The organism is Streptomyces albus subsp. chlorinus, from assembly GCF_013302895.1.
In the GTDB taxonomy this organism is placed as follows: domain Bacteria; phylum Actinomycetota; class Actinomycetes; order Streptomycetales; family Streptomycetaceae; genus Streptomyces; species Streptomyces chlorinus.
This window is the reverse complement of the sequence record NZ_VJOK01000001.1, coordinates 527618-541842: the sequence shown is the minus strand read 5'-3', so window position 1 is coordinate 541842 and position 14225 is coordinate 527618. Positions and strand designations below refer to the sequence as shown.

At 73.8% G+C, this 14225-nt stretch carries 15 protein-coding genes and 1 riboswitch; of the genes, 11 read left to right on the top strand and 4 right to left on the bottom strand.

What is annotated here, in order from left to right:
* Window positions 1-710 (top strand): peptidoglycan-binding domain-containing protein (locus FM076_RS02520; RefSeq protein ID WP_173868314.1); only part of this gene is annotated, 710 nt, incomplete at its 5' end.
* Between the two features lie 171 nt (window positions 711-881).
* Here the strand turns inward: FM076_RS02520 and FM076_RS02515 are convergent.
* Window positions 882-1634, bottom strand: coding sequence for an NPP1 family protein (locus FM076_RS02515; RefSeq protein WP_173874461.1), 753 nt, complete (start codon window positions 1632-1634; stop codon window positions 882-884).
* 436 nt (window positions 1635-2070) lie between these two features.
* On the opposite strand from FM076_RS02515, the gene FM076_RS02510 reads away from it, so the two are divergent.
* Window positions 2071-2949, top strand: coding sequence for a maleylpyruvate isomerase family mycothiol-dependent enzyme (locus FM076_RS02510; protein ID WP_173868313.1), 879 nt, complete (start codon window positions 2071-2073; stop codon window positions 2947-2949).
* Window positions 2950-3232: 283 nt separating this feature from the next.
* On the opposite strand, the gene FM076_RS02505 is transcribed toward FM076_RS02510, so the two are convergent.
* On the bottom strand, window positions 3233-3598 hold the full coding sequence (locus FM076_RS02505; protein WP_173868312.1) for a hypothetical protein: 366 nt from the start codon (window positions 3596-3598) through the stop codon (window positions 3233-3235).
* A gap of 384 nt (window positions 3599-3982) precedes the next feature.
* Between FM076_RS02505 and FM076_RS02500 the strand changes: the two genes are divergently transcribed.
* From FM076_RS02500 to FM076_RS02470, 7 genes are all read left to right on the top strand, one after another.
* On the top strand, window positions 3983-4783 hold the full coding sequence (locus FM076_RS02500) for a peptidoglycan-binding domain-containing protein (protein ID WP_243274273.1): 801 nt from the start codon (window positions 3983-3985) through the stop codon (window positions 4781-4783).
* A gap of 393 nt (window positions 4784-5176) precedes the next feature.
* Entirely contained in the window at window positions 5177-5668 is a 492-nt protein-coding gene (locus FM076_RS02495; protein WP_173868311.1) for a hypothetical protein, read from the top strand.
* Window positions 5669-6042: 374 nt separating this feature from the next.
* The gene (locus FM076_RS02490; protein WP_173868310.1) at window positions 6043-6783 is read left to right on the top strand and encodes a transcriptional regulator; all 741 of its coding nucleotides are present in this window, start codon (window positions 6043-6045) and stop codon (window positions 6781-6783) included.
* A 56-nt stretch (window positions 6784-6839) separates the two neighbouring features.
* Window positions 6840-7370 carry a roadblock/LC7 domain-containing protein gene (locus FM076_RS02485; RefSeq protein ID WP_173868309.1) on the top strand — a complete coding sequence of 177 codons (531 nt, stop codon included), beginning with the start codon at window positions 6840-6842 and terminating at the stop codon, window positions 7368-7370.
* Window positions 7371-7590: 220 nt separating this feature from the next.
* Window positions 7591-7965, top strand: a complete 375-nt coding sequence (locus tag FM076_RS02480; RefSeq protein ID WP_173868308.1) for a hypothetical protein — start codon at window positions 7591-7593, stop codon at window positions 7963-7965.
* 419 nt (window positions 7966-8384) lie between these two features.
* Window positions 8385-8699: a hypothetical protein gene (locus FM076_RS34875; RefSeq protein WP_173868307.1), complete on the top strand. Its 315-nt coding sequence runs from the start codon at window positions 8385-8387 to the stop codon at window positions 8697-8699.
* A gap of 314 nt (window positions 8700-9013) precedes the next feature.
* A complete protein-coding gene (locus FM076_RS02470; protein WP_243274272.1) occupies window positions 9014-10336 on the top strand; it encodes a PP2C family protein-serine/threonine phosphatase in 1323 nt (440 codons plus the stop codon).
* A gap of 151 nt (window positions 10337-10487) precedes the next feature.
* Here the strand turns inward: FM076_RS02470 and FM076_RS02465 are convergent, their stop codons facing one another.
* Entirely contained in the window at window positions 10488-11627 is a 1140-nt protein-coding gene (locus FM076_RS02465) for a M24 family metallopeptidase (protein WP_173868306.1), read from the bottom strand.
* Window positions 11628-11959: 332 nt separating this feature from the next.
* Between FM076_RS02465 and FM076_RS02460 the strand changes: the two genes are divergently transcribed.
* A complete protein-coding gene (locus FM076_RS02460) occupies window positions 11960-12463 on the top strand; it encodes a cupin domain-containing protein (protein WP_173868305.1) in 504 nt (167 codons plus the stop codon).
* Window positions 12464-12568: 105 nt separating this feature from the next.
* Here FM076_RS02460 and FM076_RS02455 read toward each other — a convergent pair whose 3' ends face one another.
* Window positions 12569-13339: a transglycosylase SLT domain-containing protein gene (locus tag FM076_RS02455; protein ID WP_173868304.1), complete on the bottom strand. Its 771-nt coding sequence runs from the start codon at window positions 13337-13339 to the stop codon at window positions 12569-12571.
* Between the two features lie 4 nt (window positions 13340-13343).
* Window positions 13344-13533: riboswitch (cyclic di-AMP (ydaO/yuaA leader) on the bottom strand.
* Window positions 13534-14040: 507 nt separating this feature from the next.
* Between FM076_RS02455 and FM076_RS02450 the strand changes: the two genes are divergently transcribed.
* A partial coding sequence (locus tag FM076_RS02450; RefSeq protein ID WP_173868303.1) for a hypothetical protein occupies window positions 14041-14225 on the top strand: 185 nt, incomplete at its 3' end.

Below are 14225 nucleotides of genomic sequence, written 5' to 3'. Positions count from 1 at the left end.
CGCGGACCGAGGCGGCCCCGGCCGCCGCCCCGGCTCCCATGGCCGGGACGCAGGCCCGGATCACGGCGAAGTGCCCGTACCCGTACGTGTGCTTCACCAAGGGCACCACGATTCTGAGCAAGTACAAGGACGCCGGGTACTGGCAGACGCTCGGCCCCCAGGGACGTACCGCCGACAGCGCGCACAACACGCGCAAGGACGACGTGGTCTACGTGTCCTTCTCCAACGCCGCGAAGATCTGCATGAAGCCCGGCCAGGGCTGGGCGTTCAACGGGGCCCACCCGCGTGAGGTCTTCATCAGCACCTCCAGCACGTGCAAGGGCGCGGGCCTGACGGCCGCCCCGGCCGGTGACCGGGGCACCGCACGGCCCGCACCGCTCCCGGCGGCCACCGCCCGCGGCGCCGCACCGGCGACCTCCGCCTCCACCGCCGCCCAGGCGCAGTGCAACTGGATCCGCAACTCAGGGCTCTACTGCGGCTTCTACTACGGCGAGAGTGCGGTGATCGGCGTCGGCAACCAGGGCAAGGCCGTCAAGGAGGCCCAGTGGCTGGTGGAGTACTGGGGCAACCCCGGCAGCCTCCAGCGTGACGGCATCTACGGGCCGGCGACCAAGAAGGCCGTCGTGTGGTTCCAGAAGAAGATGGGGCTCAAGGCGGACGGCATCGTCGGCCCCAAGACGTGGTACGCCCTGCGCACGGGCATCGTGTGAGCGGACGGCCATGACAGGCGCCCCGCAGCAGCTCTTGACGGGGGAAGGAGTTCTGCGGGGCGCGCCCCACCGCGAGGGCGGCCCGGCCGGCGCGACGCGGTCCGGTTGGCGCGGCTCCGGTGCGGTATGACGCCCGGCGCGCCCGGCGCCGGGCGTCCGATACTCCTCGGCTCAGCTCCTCACAGCTCCTCGGACTCCGGGGTCGAAGGGGACGCCGTCCGGCTTCGCCTTCGCCAGGTGGTCCCTGAAGGCGGCGTCCTTGATGCCGAGGGTGGCGCTGCCGAAGTCCGCTCCGGTCAGCCTCTCGCGCAGTCCCGCCGGATAGCCGTCCCAGCCGACGAGCGCGGGGTACTGCCAGGCTCCCTTGTGGTTCTCGGGCGGCTCGTCGCCTCCGTCCCGCTTGGCGGCGCGGAAGCAGTGGGTGCTCACGCCGTCCTTGTGGTAGACGACCTTCGGGTGGGTGCCGTCGAAGGGCAGTTCGTCCTTCCGGTGGACGGTGAACCCGCCGTGGTTGGAGGTGGCGACGTACGCGGCGCTGCCGTTGTGGACCCACACCACGACGTGCTCCCAGTCGTGCCGGTGCCCGGCGCTGCCGCCGCCGAGCGCCGCCTGGTCCTTCTCGAAGTAGGAGGCGTAGACGACGGCGCACCAGTCGTTGTCGCAGGCGGTGCGGGAGTAGGTGTTGGTGTTCTCCAGGTCCGAGGCGTCACGGCAGTTGCCGTTCACGTCACCGCCGATCTTCAGGCCCGGGGCGATCGTCCCGTCCGGTCCGATGGCGGGCGTGGCGTAGCAGCCGTCCGTGTCGTAGTCGTAGGCGGGCTGGAACGCCCTCTCCATTCCGGTGGCGTTCGCGGGCAGGGCCTGCGGCGGATCGGCGAGGGCGGTGCCCGGTAGCGCGACCACCAGGGCGAAGGCCCCGGCCATGACGGCCGGGGCCTTTGCGGCCCATCGGCCCGTCCGGCGGCCCGCCCCTCGGCCCGCTCGCCCGCCGGGCCGTCGGAAGGGGTGCCGGAAGGGGCGCCGGACGGGCCGTGGGGTGGGCGGTTCGCCGGGCCGTTCGCCGGGCTGCTCGTGGGTCTGTCCATGGGGCCGCTCGTGGGTGCGTTCGTGGGTGCGTTCGTGGGTGTGCTCGTCTGGCCGTTCGACGGTCCGGGCGAGGATGTCCTGCCCGGCTTCGGCGGCGTCGGTGCGGGCAGCGGGATGTCTCATCGGGTTCTCCAGCGTGGGGGGATGGTGCGCGGCTCACGGTGCCGTGAATGCGTGGACATGCCAAGAGGTCGGGCCGAGAGAGGGGCCCGGCCAGGTGCCGTCGACAGGTAAGCGGTGGCCTGACGGGTGTGCGGCTGGATAGCTTGCGGCCATGAACTCCCGGTCCGAGACCGCACCCGACACCCCGTGGCTGGGGCCCCCGATCGACGCCCGCCCGCTCTTCGCCCCCGAGCAGGCCGCGCTGATGACCACACTGCGCGGCTTGCGCCCCCAGGACTGGCGCGAGGAGGCGGTGCCGGGCTGGACCGTGCGCGATCTCGCCGCGCATGTGCTGGGCGACTTCTACGGACGCCTCGCCCGGGACCGCGACCACCACGAGGAGGGGCCGGCCCCCGCCCCCGGCGAGACGCTGGAGAGCTTCCTCCACCGCGCCAACCAGGAGTGGGTGGACGCCTGGTCGCGGGTGAGCCCCGCGGCGCTGACCGACACCCTGGACCTGGTCGGCGGGCAGCTGGCCCGGTACTTCGCCGGGACCGAGCTGCACACCGCGTCACTCGGAGTGTCCTGGGCCGGTGTCGATCCGTCCCCGAGATGGCTGGACGTCGCCCGCGACCTCACCGAGTTCTGGACCCACCGTCAGCAGATCCGTCACGCGACGGGCCGGGGAACCGACCCCGACCCGCGGTTCCTCTCCGTCGTCCTGGACACCTTCATGCGCGCCCTGCCCCACACCTTGCGCGACGTCGAGGCGCCGCCCGGCACACAGCTCCAGATGCGGATCGAGGGCAGGGCCGGAGGGGTGTGGACGGCCACGGCGACTGCGGACGCTTCCGGCGCCGGCGGCCGACGCTGGTCCCTGGCGGAGCCGGAGGGCGGCCGTCCCGCCGCCGCCGTCCGGCTGGACGCGGAGACCGCCTGGCGACTGTGCACCCGCGGCGTGCGGCCGCTCGCCGCCCTCGACCGGGCCCGCGTCGAAGGCGACCGCGCTCTCGCCGAGGCGGCCTGCCGGATCGTGTCGATCGTCCACTGACCGCACATGTGACCGCCGGCCGCTGCCAGTTCCCCGGTCACCGCGCCCCTCCGGTGGGAGAGCGACGGGGACCCGGACGGACGCCTCGGCCGGCGCCTCACCGTCGCCTCGGCCGGCGCCTCACCGCCGCCGGCCATCGCCTCGGGAGGAGGCGACGACGGCGCGGCATGGACCGCCGGACCGGCCGCGGCCACGCCCAGGGCACCCATGGAGGCCACCACCCCGGCGCGCCCCGCAACTTCGCCCTCAGCATGTCGACGGGCCTCTTCCTCTACGACTCCGGTCATGACTCCGGAGCTTCGGGTGCGCCGCCGGCGGGTGCGCCGAGGAGGAACCGCGCGGACTTGGCGGCGAGGTGATCCTCCAGATACCGCGCGGCGTCGTCGGGCCGCATACGGGCCAGAGCGACCATGCCGGTGATGACGACGTCCGCGACTTCGGCGTGCACGTCCTGCCAGCTGTGGCTGTCGCCCTTACGGGGGTTCGTGCCGCGTACGCCGATGACGGCCTGGGAGGCTTCGCCCGTCTCCTCGGCGATCTTCAGCACCTGGAGGGTCCACCGCTCGGCCGCGTCGAGTCCGCGCTCCTCGTCGTGGGCGTCGAAGCGGCGGGCGAGACGGGCGACGGTGGCCCAGATGTCACTGTGCACGGTGGTGTTGTCTCCTCAGGGAAGCGGCGGTGGGACCCCGGTGGTGTCCCTGAGGAGTATCCGTCCAACGCCCGTACGCCCGGCGGCACATCGGTCGACCGCCATGCCGCCGCAGGACCCCGGACGGCTCGTCGGCCCGGCGACCCTGACAGCCGACAGGTACCTCGTCGTGCTCCCGGGACGCAGAGTGGGCGGCGCAAGGCGGAAGTCGGTGCTGCGGTGCCCTCCCCGTGCGCGCCGTGCCGGGCCATCCGCGCGGCGCACCGGGACGGGGCGGCGCGGCACCCGCCGGCCGTGCCGCGACCCTTCCGGCCGGCACGGTCCGGCAACCGCTCCGTCGGCGGCCCGGCGGCCGGGCCGTCCCCCCACCGGAGGACCGAGGACATGCGTCAACACTCCGCTGCGGCCACCCTTGCGGGCGCCGCCGCACTGCTGGTGGTCGCGGCCACTGCCGCCCCGGCGGCCGAGGCGGCGACATCGCCCGCCCACCGGGAGCAGGCGGGCACCAAGCAGGCCGGCCGAATGGGTATGAAGCAGGCGAGGAGAGAGCTGGAGAGCAGGGAACCGGAGAGCAGGGAGCAGGTGAACAGGAAGCAGGTGAGCCAGGAGACGGCGCCCGACGGGGACGGTGCCGGCCGTGGGCTGAAGGCGTTCCAGGAACGGCACGGCCTCAAGGCCACCGGGTCTCTCGACGCGGCGACCGCGAAGCGGTTGCGCAAGGCGCCCGCGGGTGAGCTGCGCCGGACGTTCCGTACCGCCGCCGACCTCGGGCCGGAACAGCTCGCCAACGCCCGCATCGTGATCGGTGTCGGGAAAGGCGCGCAGATTCCCGAACAGGGACAGGTCATCGCGCTCATGACCGCGATGCAGGAGTCGAAGTTCGTCAACTACACCACGCCCGTCGACCACGACTCGCTGGGAATCTTCCAGCAGCGTCCCAGTACGGGCTGGGGGACGCCGGAGCAGATCACCCACGTCCCCACCTCGTCGAAGTCGTTCTACGGTGTGGCCGACTTCGGCAGCAACCCCGGGCTCATCCAGATCGCGGGCTGGGAGACCATGCCGCCCGGTGACGCCTGCCAGGCCGTCCAGCGGTCCGCGTTCCCGGACGCGTACGCGCAGTGGGAGCGGTTCGCCCGCGATCTGCTGGCCCAGGAGGGCCCGGCCTCGCCACCCATCCCCTGAGTCCGGTGCCGCCATGGCGGACGGAGCCCCACCGGCCCGTCCGCCACCACCGGCTCGTCCGCCATCACCGACCCGTCCGCCCCTACCGGCCCGTCCGCCCGCGCGGGCCCGGGTCGCCCGAGGGACGCCATACCGGAAGGGTGGGTACCGGGCACGCGGTCGGGGTCGAACTGTTCAACGCTGTATCAGTACGTCCCTTCCACTCGGTCAAATTCGCTCCCTCAGCGGTCAATTCCAGAACAAGAGTGGATGATTTCTGGCCTGACTTGGCATGTTCCGGGGGAATTTGCCGGAACGCACGCCATCGGGCACACACATGCGTAGCGTCAGCCTCACCGTCCGTGGCCGGGCGGTGTCGTGGGGGAAGCGCCGTGCCGGGGAGGGGAGTGCAGCGTGCCCGGAATCGACGAATGTCTGCTGGAGGCCATGCGAGTGCCCGGCGCCCGCAGCGCGGCCGTCGTGGACTGGATCAGCGGACTCGCGCTCGGGGCGGCCGGGGAGGCGCCCGGCGGCGATCACGAGACCGCCGCCTGCGAGACGGCCGAACTGGCCAGGATGGTCGTCGAATACCGCTCGCTGGGGCCGCTCACCGCGACCGGTGTCACCACCGACGCCGCGCCGCCCGCCGATACCCCGGCCGGCACCGATGCGCTGCCGGCGCCTGGAGGCCCGCCGGCGACCGGGGCGCCGGCGGCACCCGGGGTGGCCGTACCGGCTGTCGAGGACGTCATCGCGACGAACAGCGACAGCTACCACCTGCTGCGTTTCGTCACGGGCGTACTCGACAGCACCCTCTTCCTCCACCTGTGGCTCGCCCGGGACGAGGGAAACCTCGCGCTGGCGCGCATCAGGCTGGCGGAGATCGCACATCGGCTGGTGCTGTGATGCCCGCGTTCCCCGCCCTTGGCCCCGCCTCTGTTTCCGGCCCTGGCCCCGCCCTTGGTCCTCCCCTGGGCTCCCCCCTTGGTCCTGCCCCCGGTCCCGCTCCCGGAGGCGGCCTCGGCCCGGCCCTCGGTCCCGCTTGTGGGCCGGCCCCCGGTCCCGTTCCCCGACCGGTCCGCGGCCCCGCGCAGGCGCCGGTCCCCGGCCCGTCGCCCCGGTCCGCCTGGGACCACCCGGCGGCGTCGGGCCGCACACCCGGCGCCCCGGTTCCACGGCGAGGCACTCCCGCGCTGTGGCCGGGCACTCCCGTGCCGCACGGTGCTGCCGCCTCCCACGGCACCGGGCCGGGGAGCCCCGCACCGTCCGGCGCTCCCTCGATGCTGCACCGCCTCGCGGAGGAGGGGGCCACCGGCGCCTACACCCGCGCGGGGGGCACGCTCTTCCTCGTCGAGGGCCGGGTCGCCCATGCGGAGAGCCCTGCCGCGCCGGGGCTGGAGGCGTTGCTCTCCCGTGAGGCCGCACGGCTGCGGGGACACGGCAGACGCGCGGCCCATGAGCGCGCGGAGTCCGCCGAGGCGGCACAACTGCCCTCCGCCCTCGGGCGCTTACCGAGCGGGCTGCTCGAACTGTGCCACCGACTGGCGCTGTTCGACGCGGTGTTCTTCGTCCTGGCGCCCGGCGGCGGGCCGGGACGTTTCCGGCACGGTGTCCGGCACGGGCTGAGCACCGACGCCCCCCGCGTGACGACGGTGGCGGCCGAACGGGAGGCCGCACGCCGCCGGGCCCTGCTCGACCGCGTCTGGCCCGACACCCGCCTCGACGGGGTGCCCCCGGTGCGGACGGCACCGCTGCCGGGGGCACCCGTGCCGGACCGTCGGCGCGCGGTGCTGGAACTGGTGGACGGGATACGTACCGCCACCGACATCGCCCGCCTGCTCGGGCGCCCCGCCTTCCACACCCTCGTCGACCTGCGCCGGCTGGCGGCTGCCGGACTGGTCCGCCCCGGACCTTCCGGCTCGGGGGTGTCCGGCCCGCCGGGGGAGCCGCCTCCCGAGGAGTTCGCCGACCCGGACATCGCCCTGCTGCGCCGGCTCCGCGACGCGCTGGAGGGGCTGTGATCAACATGTTCCGCCAGCGCGCCGGGACCCGGCAGCGTGCCGAGAGGAGAGTGCTCATGGCGGCAGAGGCCGGTGTGGCCGAGGAACTGCGCGGGTTGCGGGCCCGTGTCCCCCAGGTCGGCGGGGCCCTGGCGGCGTCCGTCGACGGATTCGTCCTGGCGGAGGACCTCGGGCCGGTGTCCGGCGGGCGGCGGCCGGACGCGGAGCCGCTGGCCGCCCTCACCGCCGCCGCGCTGGGGCTGGCCTTCCGCATGAACGAGGCCACCGGACGGGGAGCCTTCCGCGAACTGCTCGTTCACGGGGAACTCGGGTACGTCGCCACCTACGCGGCCGGCCCCGCCGCCGTGCTCACCCTCCTCGCGGACGACCGCATCAACGTCGGCCGCCTCCAGCTGGAAGGGCGCCGCACGGCGGGGCGCATCGCCGCCCTCGTCGCCGGGAGCGGGCACGCCGCCGAGGCTCGGCAGGCCACGGCCGCGCCGCCCCCTGCCGCGCCAACCGCGTCCGGTGAAGGCCGGCCACCGACCGAACGCGGCCGGCGGCCGGCGCTCCCGACCCGCAGGCTCCCTCCTCCCTCACCCCGGTGACGGCACCTCGGGGCACCGCCCGGCGCCGCTCACCGCCGCCCGGCACCGCCTCGCCGCCATCCGGTCTCTCGGCGCCGAGGGACATCCCGGCGCCGATCCGCCCCCGACCGGCGACGAACGGCCGAGGGCAAGCCCGGATGCCCGACCCACCCCACCCCGCCCCACCCCGACGCGCCCACGCGTCGTGGACGCACCGAACAACGAAAGGACGGCACGCACCATGCCCAACACCGAGGCTTCTCTCAAGGAAGCGATGAGCAGCATCGACGGCACGATCGGCGTCGCCCTGGTCGACTACACCAGCGGTATGGCGCTGGGCACGCTCGGGGGCGGCAAGGACTTCGACCTGGAGGTCGCCGCGGCGGGCAACACGGACGTCGTACGCGCCAAGTTGCGCACCATGGAACACCTGGGCCTCCAGGACGAGATCGAGGACATCCTGATCACCCTGGGCCGGCAGTACCACCTGATCCGCCTGCTGCGAGCGAAGAGCGGGAACGGCCTGTTCCTCTACATCGCCCTCGACTCCGGCAAGGCGAACCTGGCGATGGCCCGGCACCAGTTGCGGCGCATAGAGGCCGCCTTGGAGGTGTGAGCCAGGATTCCCCGGCCCCCGGGAACGGCGCGCAGCCGACAGGCGGCCGTCTCCTTCCCTCCTCTCCCACGGCCGCACCGCCACTCCGGTCCGTACCCGTACCGTCACTCCGGGCCGCACCGGCCGGTGCGTAGCGGCGATCGAACCGCCGCGCACCGGCCGGGCGCCGTCTTGTGCGCCAGCCCGCGCCTCGCGTTCGCGGCCCGTCCGGTAAGCGGTCCGGTCGCGCGGCGCCGGCGAACAGGTGGCCCGGGAGGAGGCGGTCGCCACCTCGGCCGGCCCGGCCTCCCGGAGGAGGTGACACGGCGCCGCCCCGGCGAGCTGTCCGGCGGCGAGCCGCGGCGCGCAGCCCTCGCCCGCGCTCTGCTCGCCCGGCCCGGGCGCCGATCCGCGACGAGATCACCTCCGGCCTCGACCCGGTGACGCGCAGCGGCCTCCGCCGCCTCCCCGGCCTCCTCGGCCTCCTCGCCGCGCTGGTGGAGGAGGGCGGCGGCCTGTGCCTCGTCCTGCTCGCCCACGACCTGGACACGGTGGAGACCGCGCACAGCGCACCGCGCACCGCCTCGCCGTCCCGGACGGCGGTGCGGTCGTCGGGCAGGGGGCCGGCGAGGTCCGGCCAGGCCCGGCCAGGTGCGTCCGGCCCACGGCACCCCCTCACCCGCTCGCGCACGCGGACGACGGCGCGGCCGGAGGCGGGGGAGCGCGGCCGTCACCCGGCAACACGGGCCACATGACGGAACCACCCCCACCCCGCTCCCGTTCCACGGCTGGTGGCTGGTGGCTGGTGGCTGGTGGCTGGTGGCTGGTGGCTGGTGGCTGGTGGCTGGTGGCTGGTGGCTGGTGACCGGTAGCGCGGTGTGACGCCCCCTTCCGCTCCGTGCCGACCGCCTCCCCAAGCGCGTGCCCGCCTCCGGAGGCGGGCACGTACGCGTACGCGTCCCGGGGACGGCCCGGTGCCGTACCGTCTCGCGTTTCGCCCGGTCGCTTCCTGGGGACCGCGTCTGGCGAGCGGCGCTGCCGGATGCCGGTCCTCTGCTTGGGAGCGCGCATGACCTTCGACAGTGGCTCCGACCTCGGTGACGGTGCCGAGCCGGAGGAGTACTTCCCCGAAAGCGCGACCGAGCGGTCCGCGATGCTCGGCGCGCTCATCAGCGCGAGCCACCTGTCACCTCTGGAGGAACTGCCGGAGCGGCTGTCCGAGCAGGCCGCGCGCGTGGGGCTGACCGACGTCGTGATCTACCTCGTGGACCTGCAACAGGACCTGCTCTCGCCCCTCACCCCTCATCCCCCTCCCGCCGGCGGCGCGGGCCTGCGGCCGGAGGAGATCAGGGTCGAGGGCACCGTCGCGGGGCGGGCCTTCCAGCACGGCGAGGTCCTCCCCGCCTCGCCCGCCGACCACGACCACTGGTGGGTCCCCCTGGTGAACGGCACCGACCGGCTGGGCGTGCTGCGCGTCACCGCGCCGGGCGCCGACGCCGCCGCACAACTGGACATGCGACGGCTGGCGGGTCTGGTGGCCCTGATGGTGGTCAGCAAGCGCGGACTGAGCGACTCCTACAGCCGCCTGGTGCGCCGCCGCCGGATGGACGTGGCGACCGAGATGGAATGGCGCCTCATGCCGTCCCGGACCTTCGCGACCGAGAGCCTGATGATCAGCGCGCTGATGGAGCCCGCCTACGAGGTCAGCGGCGACGTCTACGACTACGCCTTCGACGGCCGGATCGCCCAACTCGCCCTGTTCGACGCGATGGGACACGACACCGCCGCGGGACTGACCGGCAACCTCGCCCTGTCCACGGCCCGCAACGCCCGCCGTGAGGGAGCCGGCCTGACGGCGACGGCCGCGGCCGTGGAGCGGGTCCTGCTGAAGCAGTTCTCCGGCAACCGCTTCGTCACCGGAATCCTCGCCGAGCTGGACGTCACCACCGGGACGCTCCAGTGGCTGTGCTGTGGCCACCCGCCGCCCGTCGTCGTACGCGGGCACTCCGTCGTGCACCTGGAATGCCCGCCGGCCCCGCCCATCGGCGCCGGCCTCGGGTCGGCCGACCACGTCTGCCGCAAGGAACTCGAACCCGGCGACCGGCTCCTCCTCTACACCGACGGCATCACCGAGGCCCGCAGCCCCTCGGGCGAGGAGTTCGGGCTGGGCCGCTTCATCGACTTCCTCCTCCGCCACCAGGCGGACGCCCTTCCCGTGCCCGAGACGCTCCGCCGCCTGATCCGCCACCACCTCGAGTACCACGGCGGCCGGTTGAACGACGACGCCACCGTCCTGCTGGCCGAATGGCACGGGCCGGTGGGCCTGGCGACCGAGGAGACGCGGGACCGCGCGGGCATCCCCGACATCGACGAGGCCACCGGCCTGGAGTAGGCCGGCGGCCCGGGGGAGACGGGCGGCCCCGAGGAGGGAGCCGACGCGCCGGGAGGGGGCGGGGACAGCCGCGGCCGGCCGGCCGCCTGACGGGCCGCCCGGGCGGCCCGTCACCGGGACGCGGCGGCGCCGGCACCGGTCGGCGCGCCGGTCAGGAGAGGACGACCAGGTCGCGCGGGGTCGCGTTGAGCCGCTCCCCGCCGTCCTCGGTGCAGACCACGATGTCCTCGATCCGGGCGCCGTACCGGTCGGGCAGATAGATGCCGGGCTCCACGGAGAAGGCCATGCCGGGCGCCAGCGGCAGCGCGTTCCCGGCGACGATGTACGGCTCCTCGTGGCTCTCCAGGCCGATGCCGTGGCCGGTGCGGTGGATGAAATACGCGCCGAACCCGGCCTCCGCGATGAGGTCCCGGCCGACGGCGTCCAGTTCCTCCGCGGTGATCCCCGGTCGCACGGCCTCGGTCTGGGCCCGCTGGGCGCGCAGGAGTACGTCGTAGAGCCGCCGGAACTCCACCGGCGGCTCACCCACCGCGTAGACGCGGGTCGAGTCGGAGCAGTAGCCGTCGGGGGTGGTACCGCCGATGTCGACCACCACGGGGTCGCCGGGCCGGATCACCCGGTCGGACAGCTCGTGGTGCGGACTGGCGCTGTGGGGCCCGGAGCCGACGATGACGAAGTCGACGCGGGCGTGCCCCTCGGCGGTGATCGCGGCGGCGATGTCCCGGCCGGCCTCGCGCTCGGTACGACCGGGCCGCAGCCATTCCCCCATGCGGGCGTGCACGCGGTCGATGGCGGCTCCGGCGCGGCGCAGGGCGGCGACCTCCGCGGGCGTCTTGCGGAGGCGCAGCTCGTTGAGGACGGCCCCGGCCAGCTCCTGCCGGGCACCGGGCAGGACGCGGTGGAACGCCAGGGTCTTCTCCGCCCACATGTGGTTGTCGACGCCGACCCGGGCCGGCGGAGCGGGCAGGCGTTCCGCGACGAGGGCGTAGGGGTCGTCGGTCTCGTTCCAGGCGACGATCTCCAGGCCCATGCCCCGCGCGGGGGAGGCCAGCGCGGCGGGCTCCTCCAGCGCCGGCACCACGAGGAAGGGCCGGCCGTCCGCCGGCAGGACCAGGCAGGTCAGCCGCTCCAGTTGCAGGGCGTCGTACCCGGTCAGGTACCGCAGGTCGGCTCCGGGGGAGATCAGCAGCGCGTCCAGCCCGGCGCGTGCCGTGGCCGTGCGGGCCTGTTCGAGGCGGTCGGCCGGATAGAGGGCCTGGCCGGGCTCTGTCGTGTGGGTCCCGTCGTGCATCGGGTTCCTCCGCAATGCTGTGCGGCCCGGTGGGGCCGAAACGGACGTCACGTGGGCGGCGCGACCGGTGCAACCTACCTCTGACCACTGCGGCGGGGAGGGGAGTTTCCGGCGCCCCGCGCCGGACGCGCGCCGGTCGTCCCCCTGGCCGGGGGCGCCCGCCCGTCCCCGCTCCCTGTCCGCGGTCGCCCGTCGGCTCGCGGCGGCCCTGTCGGCCCGCGGTCGTTCGGGTCGACCGCGGGCCGACGGGGCGGGAACCTGCTCGCGGGGTGCGGCGCGCGGCGCCGGGCAATTCCGTGGTGCCCGCCGCGAACTCTTGGCAGACTGCGGCGATGACCGACACCGAACCGCCCCGGCCGCTGCTGAGCCGGCCCGGGGACGGAGAGCTGATCGACGTGGCCGGAGTCCGCCACCTCTTCCGGCTGACCGCCCGGCAGACCGAAGGCCGCTTCTCGTTCGAGGAGTTCATTCTTCCGCCGGGTACGGTCGGAGCCCGCCCGCACGTCCATCACGGACACGACGAGTACTTCTACGTCCTGGAGGGCGAACTGACCCTCCACAACGGGGAGGGCGAGGTCACCGCGGGCCCCGGGACGCTGCTGGCCGCTCTGCGGGGCAGCCCGCACGGCTTCCGCAACGCGGGCCCGGCCCCGGTCCGCGCGCTCTGCCTGTACACCCCCGCGGGCTACGAGGGCTACTTCCGCGACGTGCACCGGGCGGTCGCCGCCGGCGCCGAGGTCACCGACGAACTGCTCGCGGAGTTCCGCGGCCGCTACCGCACCACGTCCGCCGGGAGCCGCGACGACGAAGGCCCCGCCGGCGGCGACGGGGAGTGAGGGCGCGAAGGGCCGCACGGAACGCGGCACGGCGGCCGCCCGTCACCGGCCGGGTGACGGGCGGCCGCCGCGGTTCGAGCCGACGGCTCGGCGGGGGCCGGCGGCTCAGTACGGGCCGTTGACGTTGTCGATCGAACCGTAGGTCTTGGCCGCGTAGTTGCAGGCCGCGACGATGTTGGCGACCGGGTCGCGCTGGTCGTAGGCGGTGCCCTCGACGTGGTACGCGTCGAAGGTCGGCTTGATCACCTGGAGCAGGCCGATGGACGGGGTGCCGTTCTGGGCGTTGATGTCCCAGTTGTTGATGGCGTTGGGGTTGCCGCCGGACTCCCGGATGATGTTGCGGTGGATACCCTCGTAGGTGCCCGGGATGCCGTGCTGCTTCATGACGGCGAGGGCCTCGTTGATCCAGCCGTCCAGACTGGTCGACCTGGTCTTCTGCACACCGCCGGACCGCTCGGCGGAGCTGCGGTCGGCCCGCTCGGGGGCGGCGGAGCGCTCGGCGGGCGCGGACGAGACGTCCAGGGTCAGCTTCTGACCGGGACGGATGAGGTTCGCGTCCCCGCCGATCGTCTGCTTGTTGGCCTTGTAGAGGGCGGACCAGCCGCCCTTGACGTCGTGGTCGACGGCGATCCGGTAGAGGGTGTCACCACCGGCGACGGTGTAGGAGCCGGACTCCTCCGCGGTCTTCGCCTGCGGGGCGGTGCCGGTCCGGACGACCTGTGCCTGCTCCTTCGGCTGGGCCGGGGCGGCGGCGTGCGCGCCGCCCGCGGTCAGCAGGGGAGCGGCGATTCCCGCACCACCGGCGAGGAGGGCCAGCGAGACGCGGGTCAGACGACGGGTACTGCTCGGATCATGGGCGCGACGGCCAGGAAACATGGGGTTGTCCTCTCCTGACGCCTGCGAGGTGAGCTGTCGGATTCGGGCTGGAGTGGCCCGGCCATATCTCTCCGCGTATCTCCGTGTACGAGAGCACGGACAGATATGGCTTCACCCCTAGCCGGGCCGCTGAGTGCGGCACGGCGCTTACCTGGTTCCCCCGCTCCTGCCGGATGTTCTGGTGCGGATTTCCCCTCACCGGGCGGCAGGATTCGGCGCCCCGGTAAGGGAACCCCAGCCGTTTGCATGGGCCGGAGCGAGGGACACGGAAACACAACGGATTGCCCGGATCAAGATGAGTCCTTCCCGTTCCTCGGATTCATCGGAAATGATCTCGGAATTGTTCGACGCTGTGCTGTGGATCATTTTCTGAGCGTGAAGAGGGGAAAGCAGTGGTTATGCCGAATGGAGAGCCGGAAAAAGCTTTTTGACGTTCCGCCAGAAGATCTCGTCTCGTTCGGGCGGTGTGGCCGTGTGTTTCGTGACACAGGCGGGGCGGCGGACATGCGGGAAGCGGAAAATCTCTCATATCCGGACATCGCTACTCTTATGGCCTGCTGGCATCCCAAGTTGGCGCTCCCTCCCCGCCCGGTGGGCCGCCGCCACGCTCCGGGGCACGAAACGCCGGTGTATCTCCTCCGGCCGCCCCGGCCCGCATACACTGGCCGTCACTGGCCACGGGAGTGCGACGGGGAGGGACCATGCAGCCGTGTTCGCGGCGTCCGGCCCCGCGCCGTTCCACCTCCGCGTTCCTCGCGCTCGTCTGGGGCGCCCTGCTGCTCCTGGCCGGTGCCGTCACGGCGGGGCCCGTGCACGGCGGCGCCCCCTCGCCCGTCACCGTCACGGTGGACAGGTCGGCGCACCACGGCGGCGAGGCCCGTTCCCC

Bases quoted from the DNA above. Each gene is read 5' to 3' on its own strand.
- FM076_RS02515 (WP_173874461.1), bottom strand. From the start codon at position 1,634: ATGGCCGGGGCCTTCGCCCTGGTGGTCGCGCTACCGGGCACCGCCCTC.
- FM076_RS02510 (WP_173868313.1), top strand. From the start codon at position 2,071: ATGAACTCCCGGTCCGAGACCGCACCCGACACCCCGTGGCTGGGGCCC.
- FM076_RS02500 (WP_243274273.1), top strand. From the start codon at position 3,983: ATGCGTCAACACTCCGCTGCGGCCACCCTTGCGGGCGCCGCCGCACTG.
- FM076_RS02490 (WP_173868310.1), top strand. From the start codon at position 6,043: ATGCTGCACCGCCTCGCGGAGGAGGGGGCCACCGGCGCCTACACCCGC.
- FM076_RS02485 (WP_173868309.1), top strand. From the start codon at position 6,840: ATGGCGGCAGAGGCCGGTGTGGCCGAGGAACTGCGCGGGTTGCGGGCC.
- FM076_RS02480 (WP_173868308.1), top strand. From the start codon at position 7,591: ATGCCCAACACCGAGGCTTCTCTCAAGGAAGCGATGAGCAGCATCGAC.
- FM076_RS02470 (WP_243274272.1), top strand. From the start codon at position 9,014: ATGACCTTCGACAGTGGCTCCGACCTCGGTGACGGTGCCGAGCCGGAG.
- FM076_RS02465 (WP_173868306.1), bottom strand. From the start codon at position 11,627: ATGCACGACGGGACCCACACGACAGAGCCCGGCCAGGCCCTCTATCCG.
- FM076_RS02460 (WP_173868305.1), top strand. From the start codon at position 11,960: ATGACCGACACCGAACCGCCCCGGCCGCTGCTGAGCCGGCCCGGGGAC.
- FM076_RS02455 (WP_173868304.1), bottom strand. From the start codon at position 13,339: ATGTTTCCTGGCCGTCGCGCCCATGATCCGAGCAGTACCCGTCGTCTG.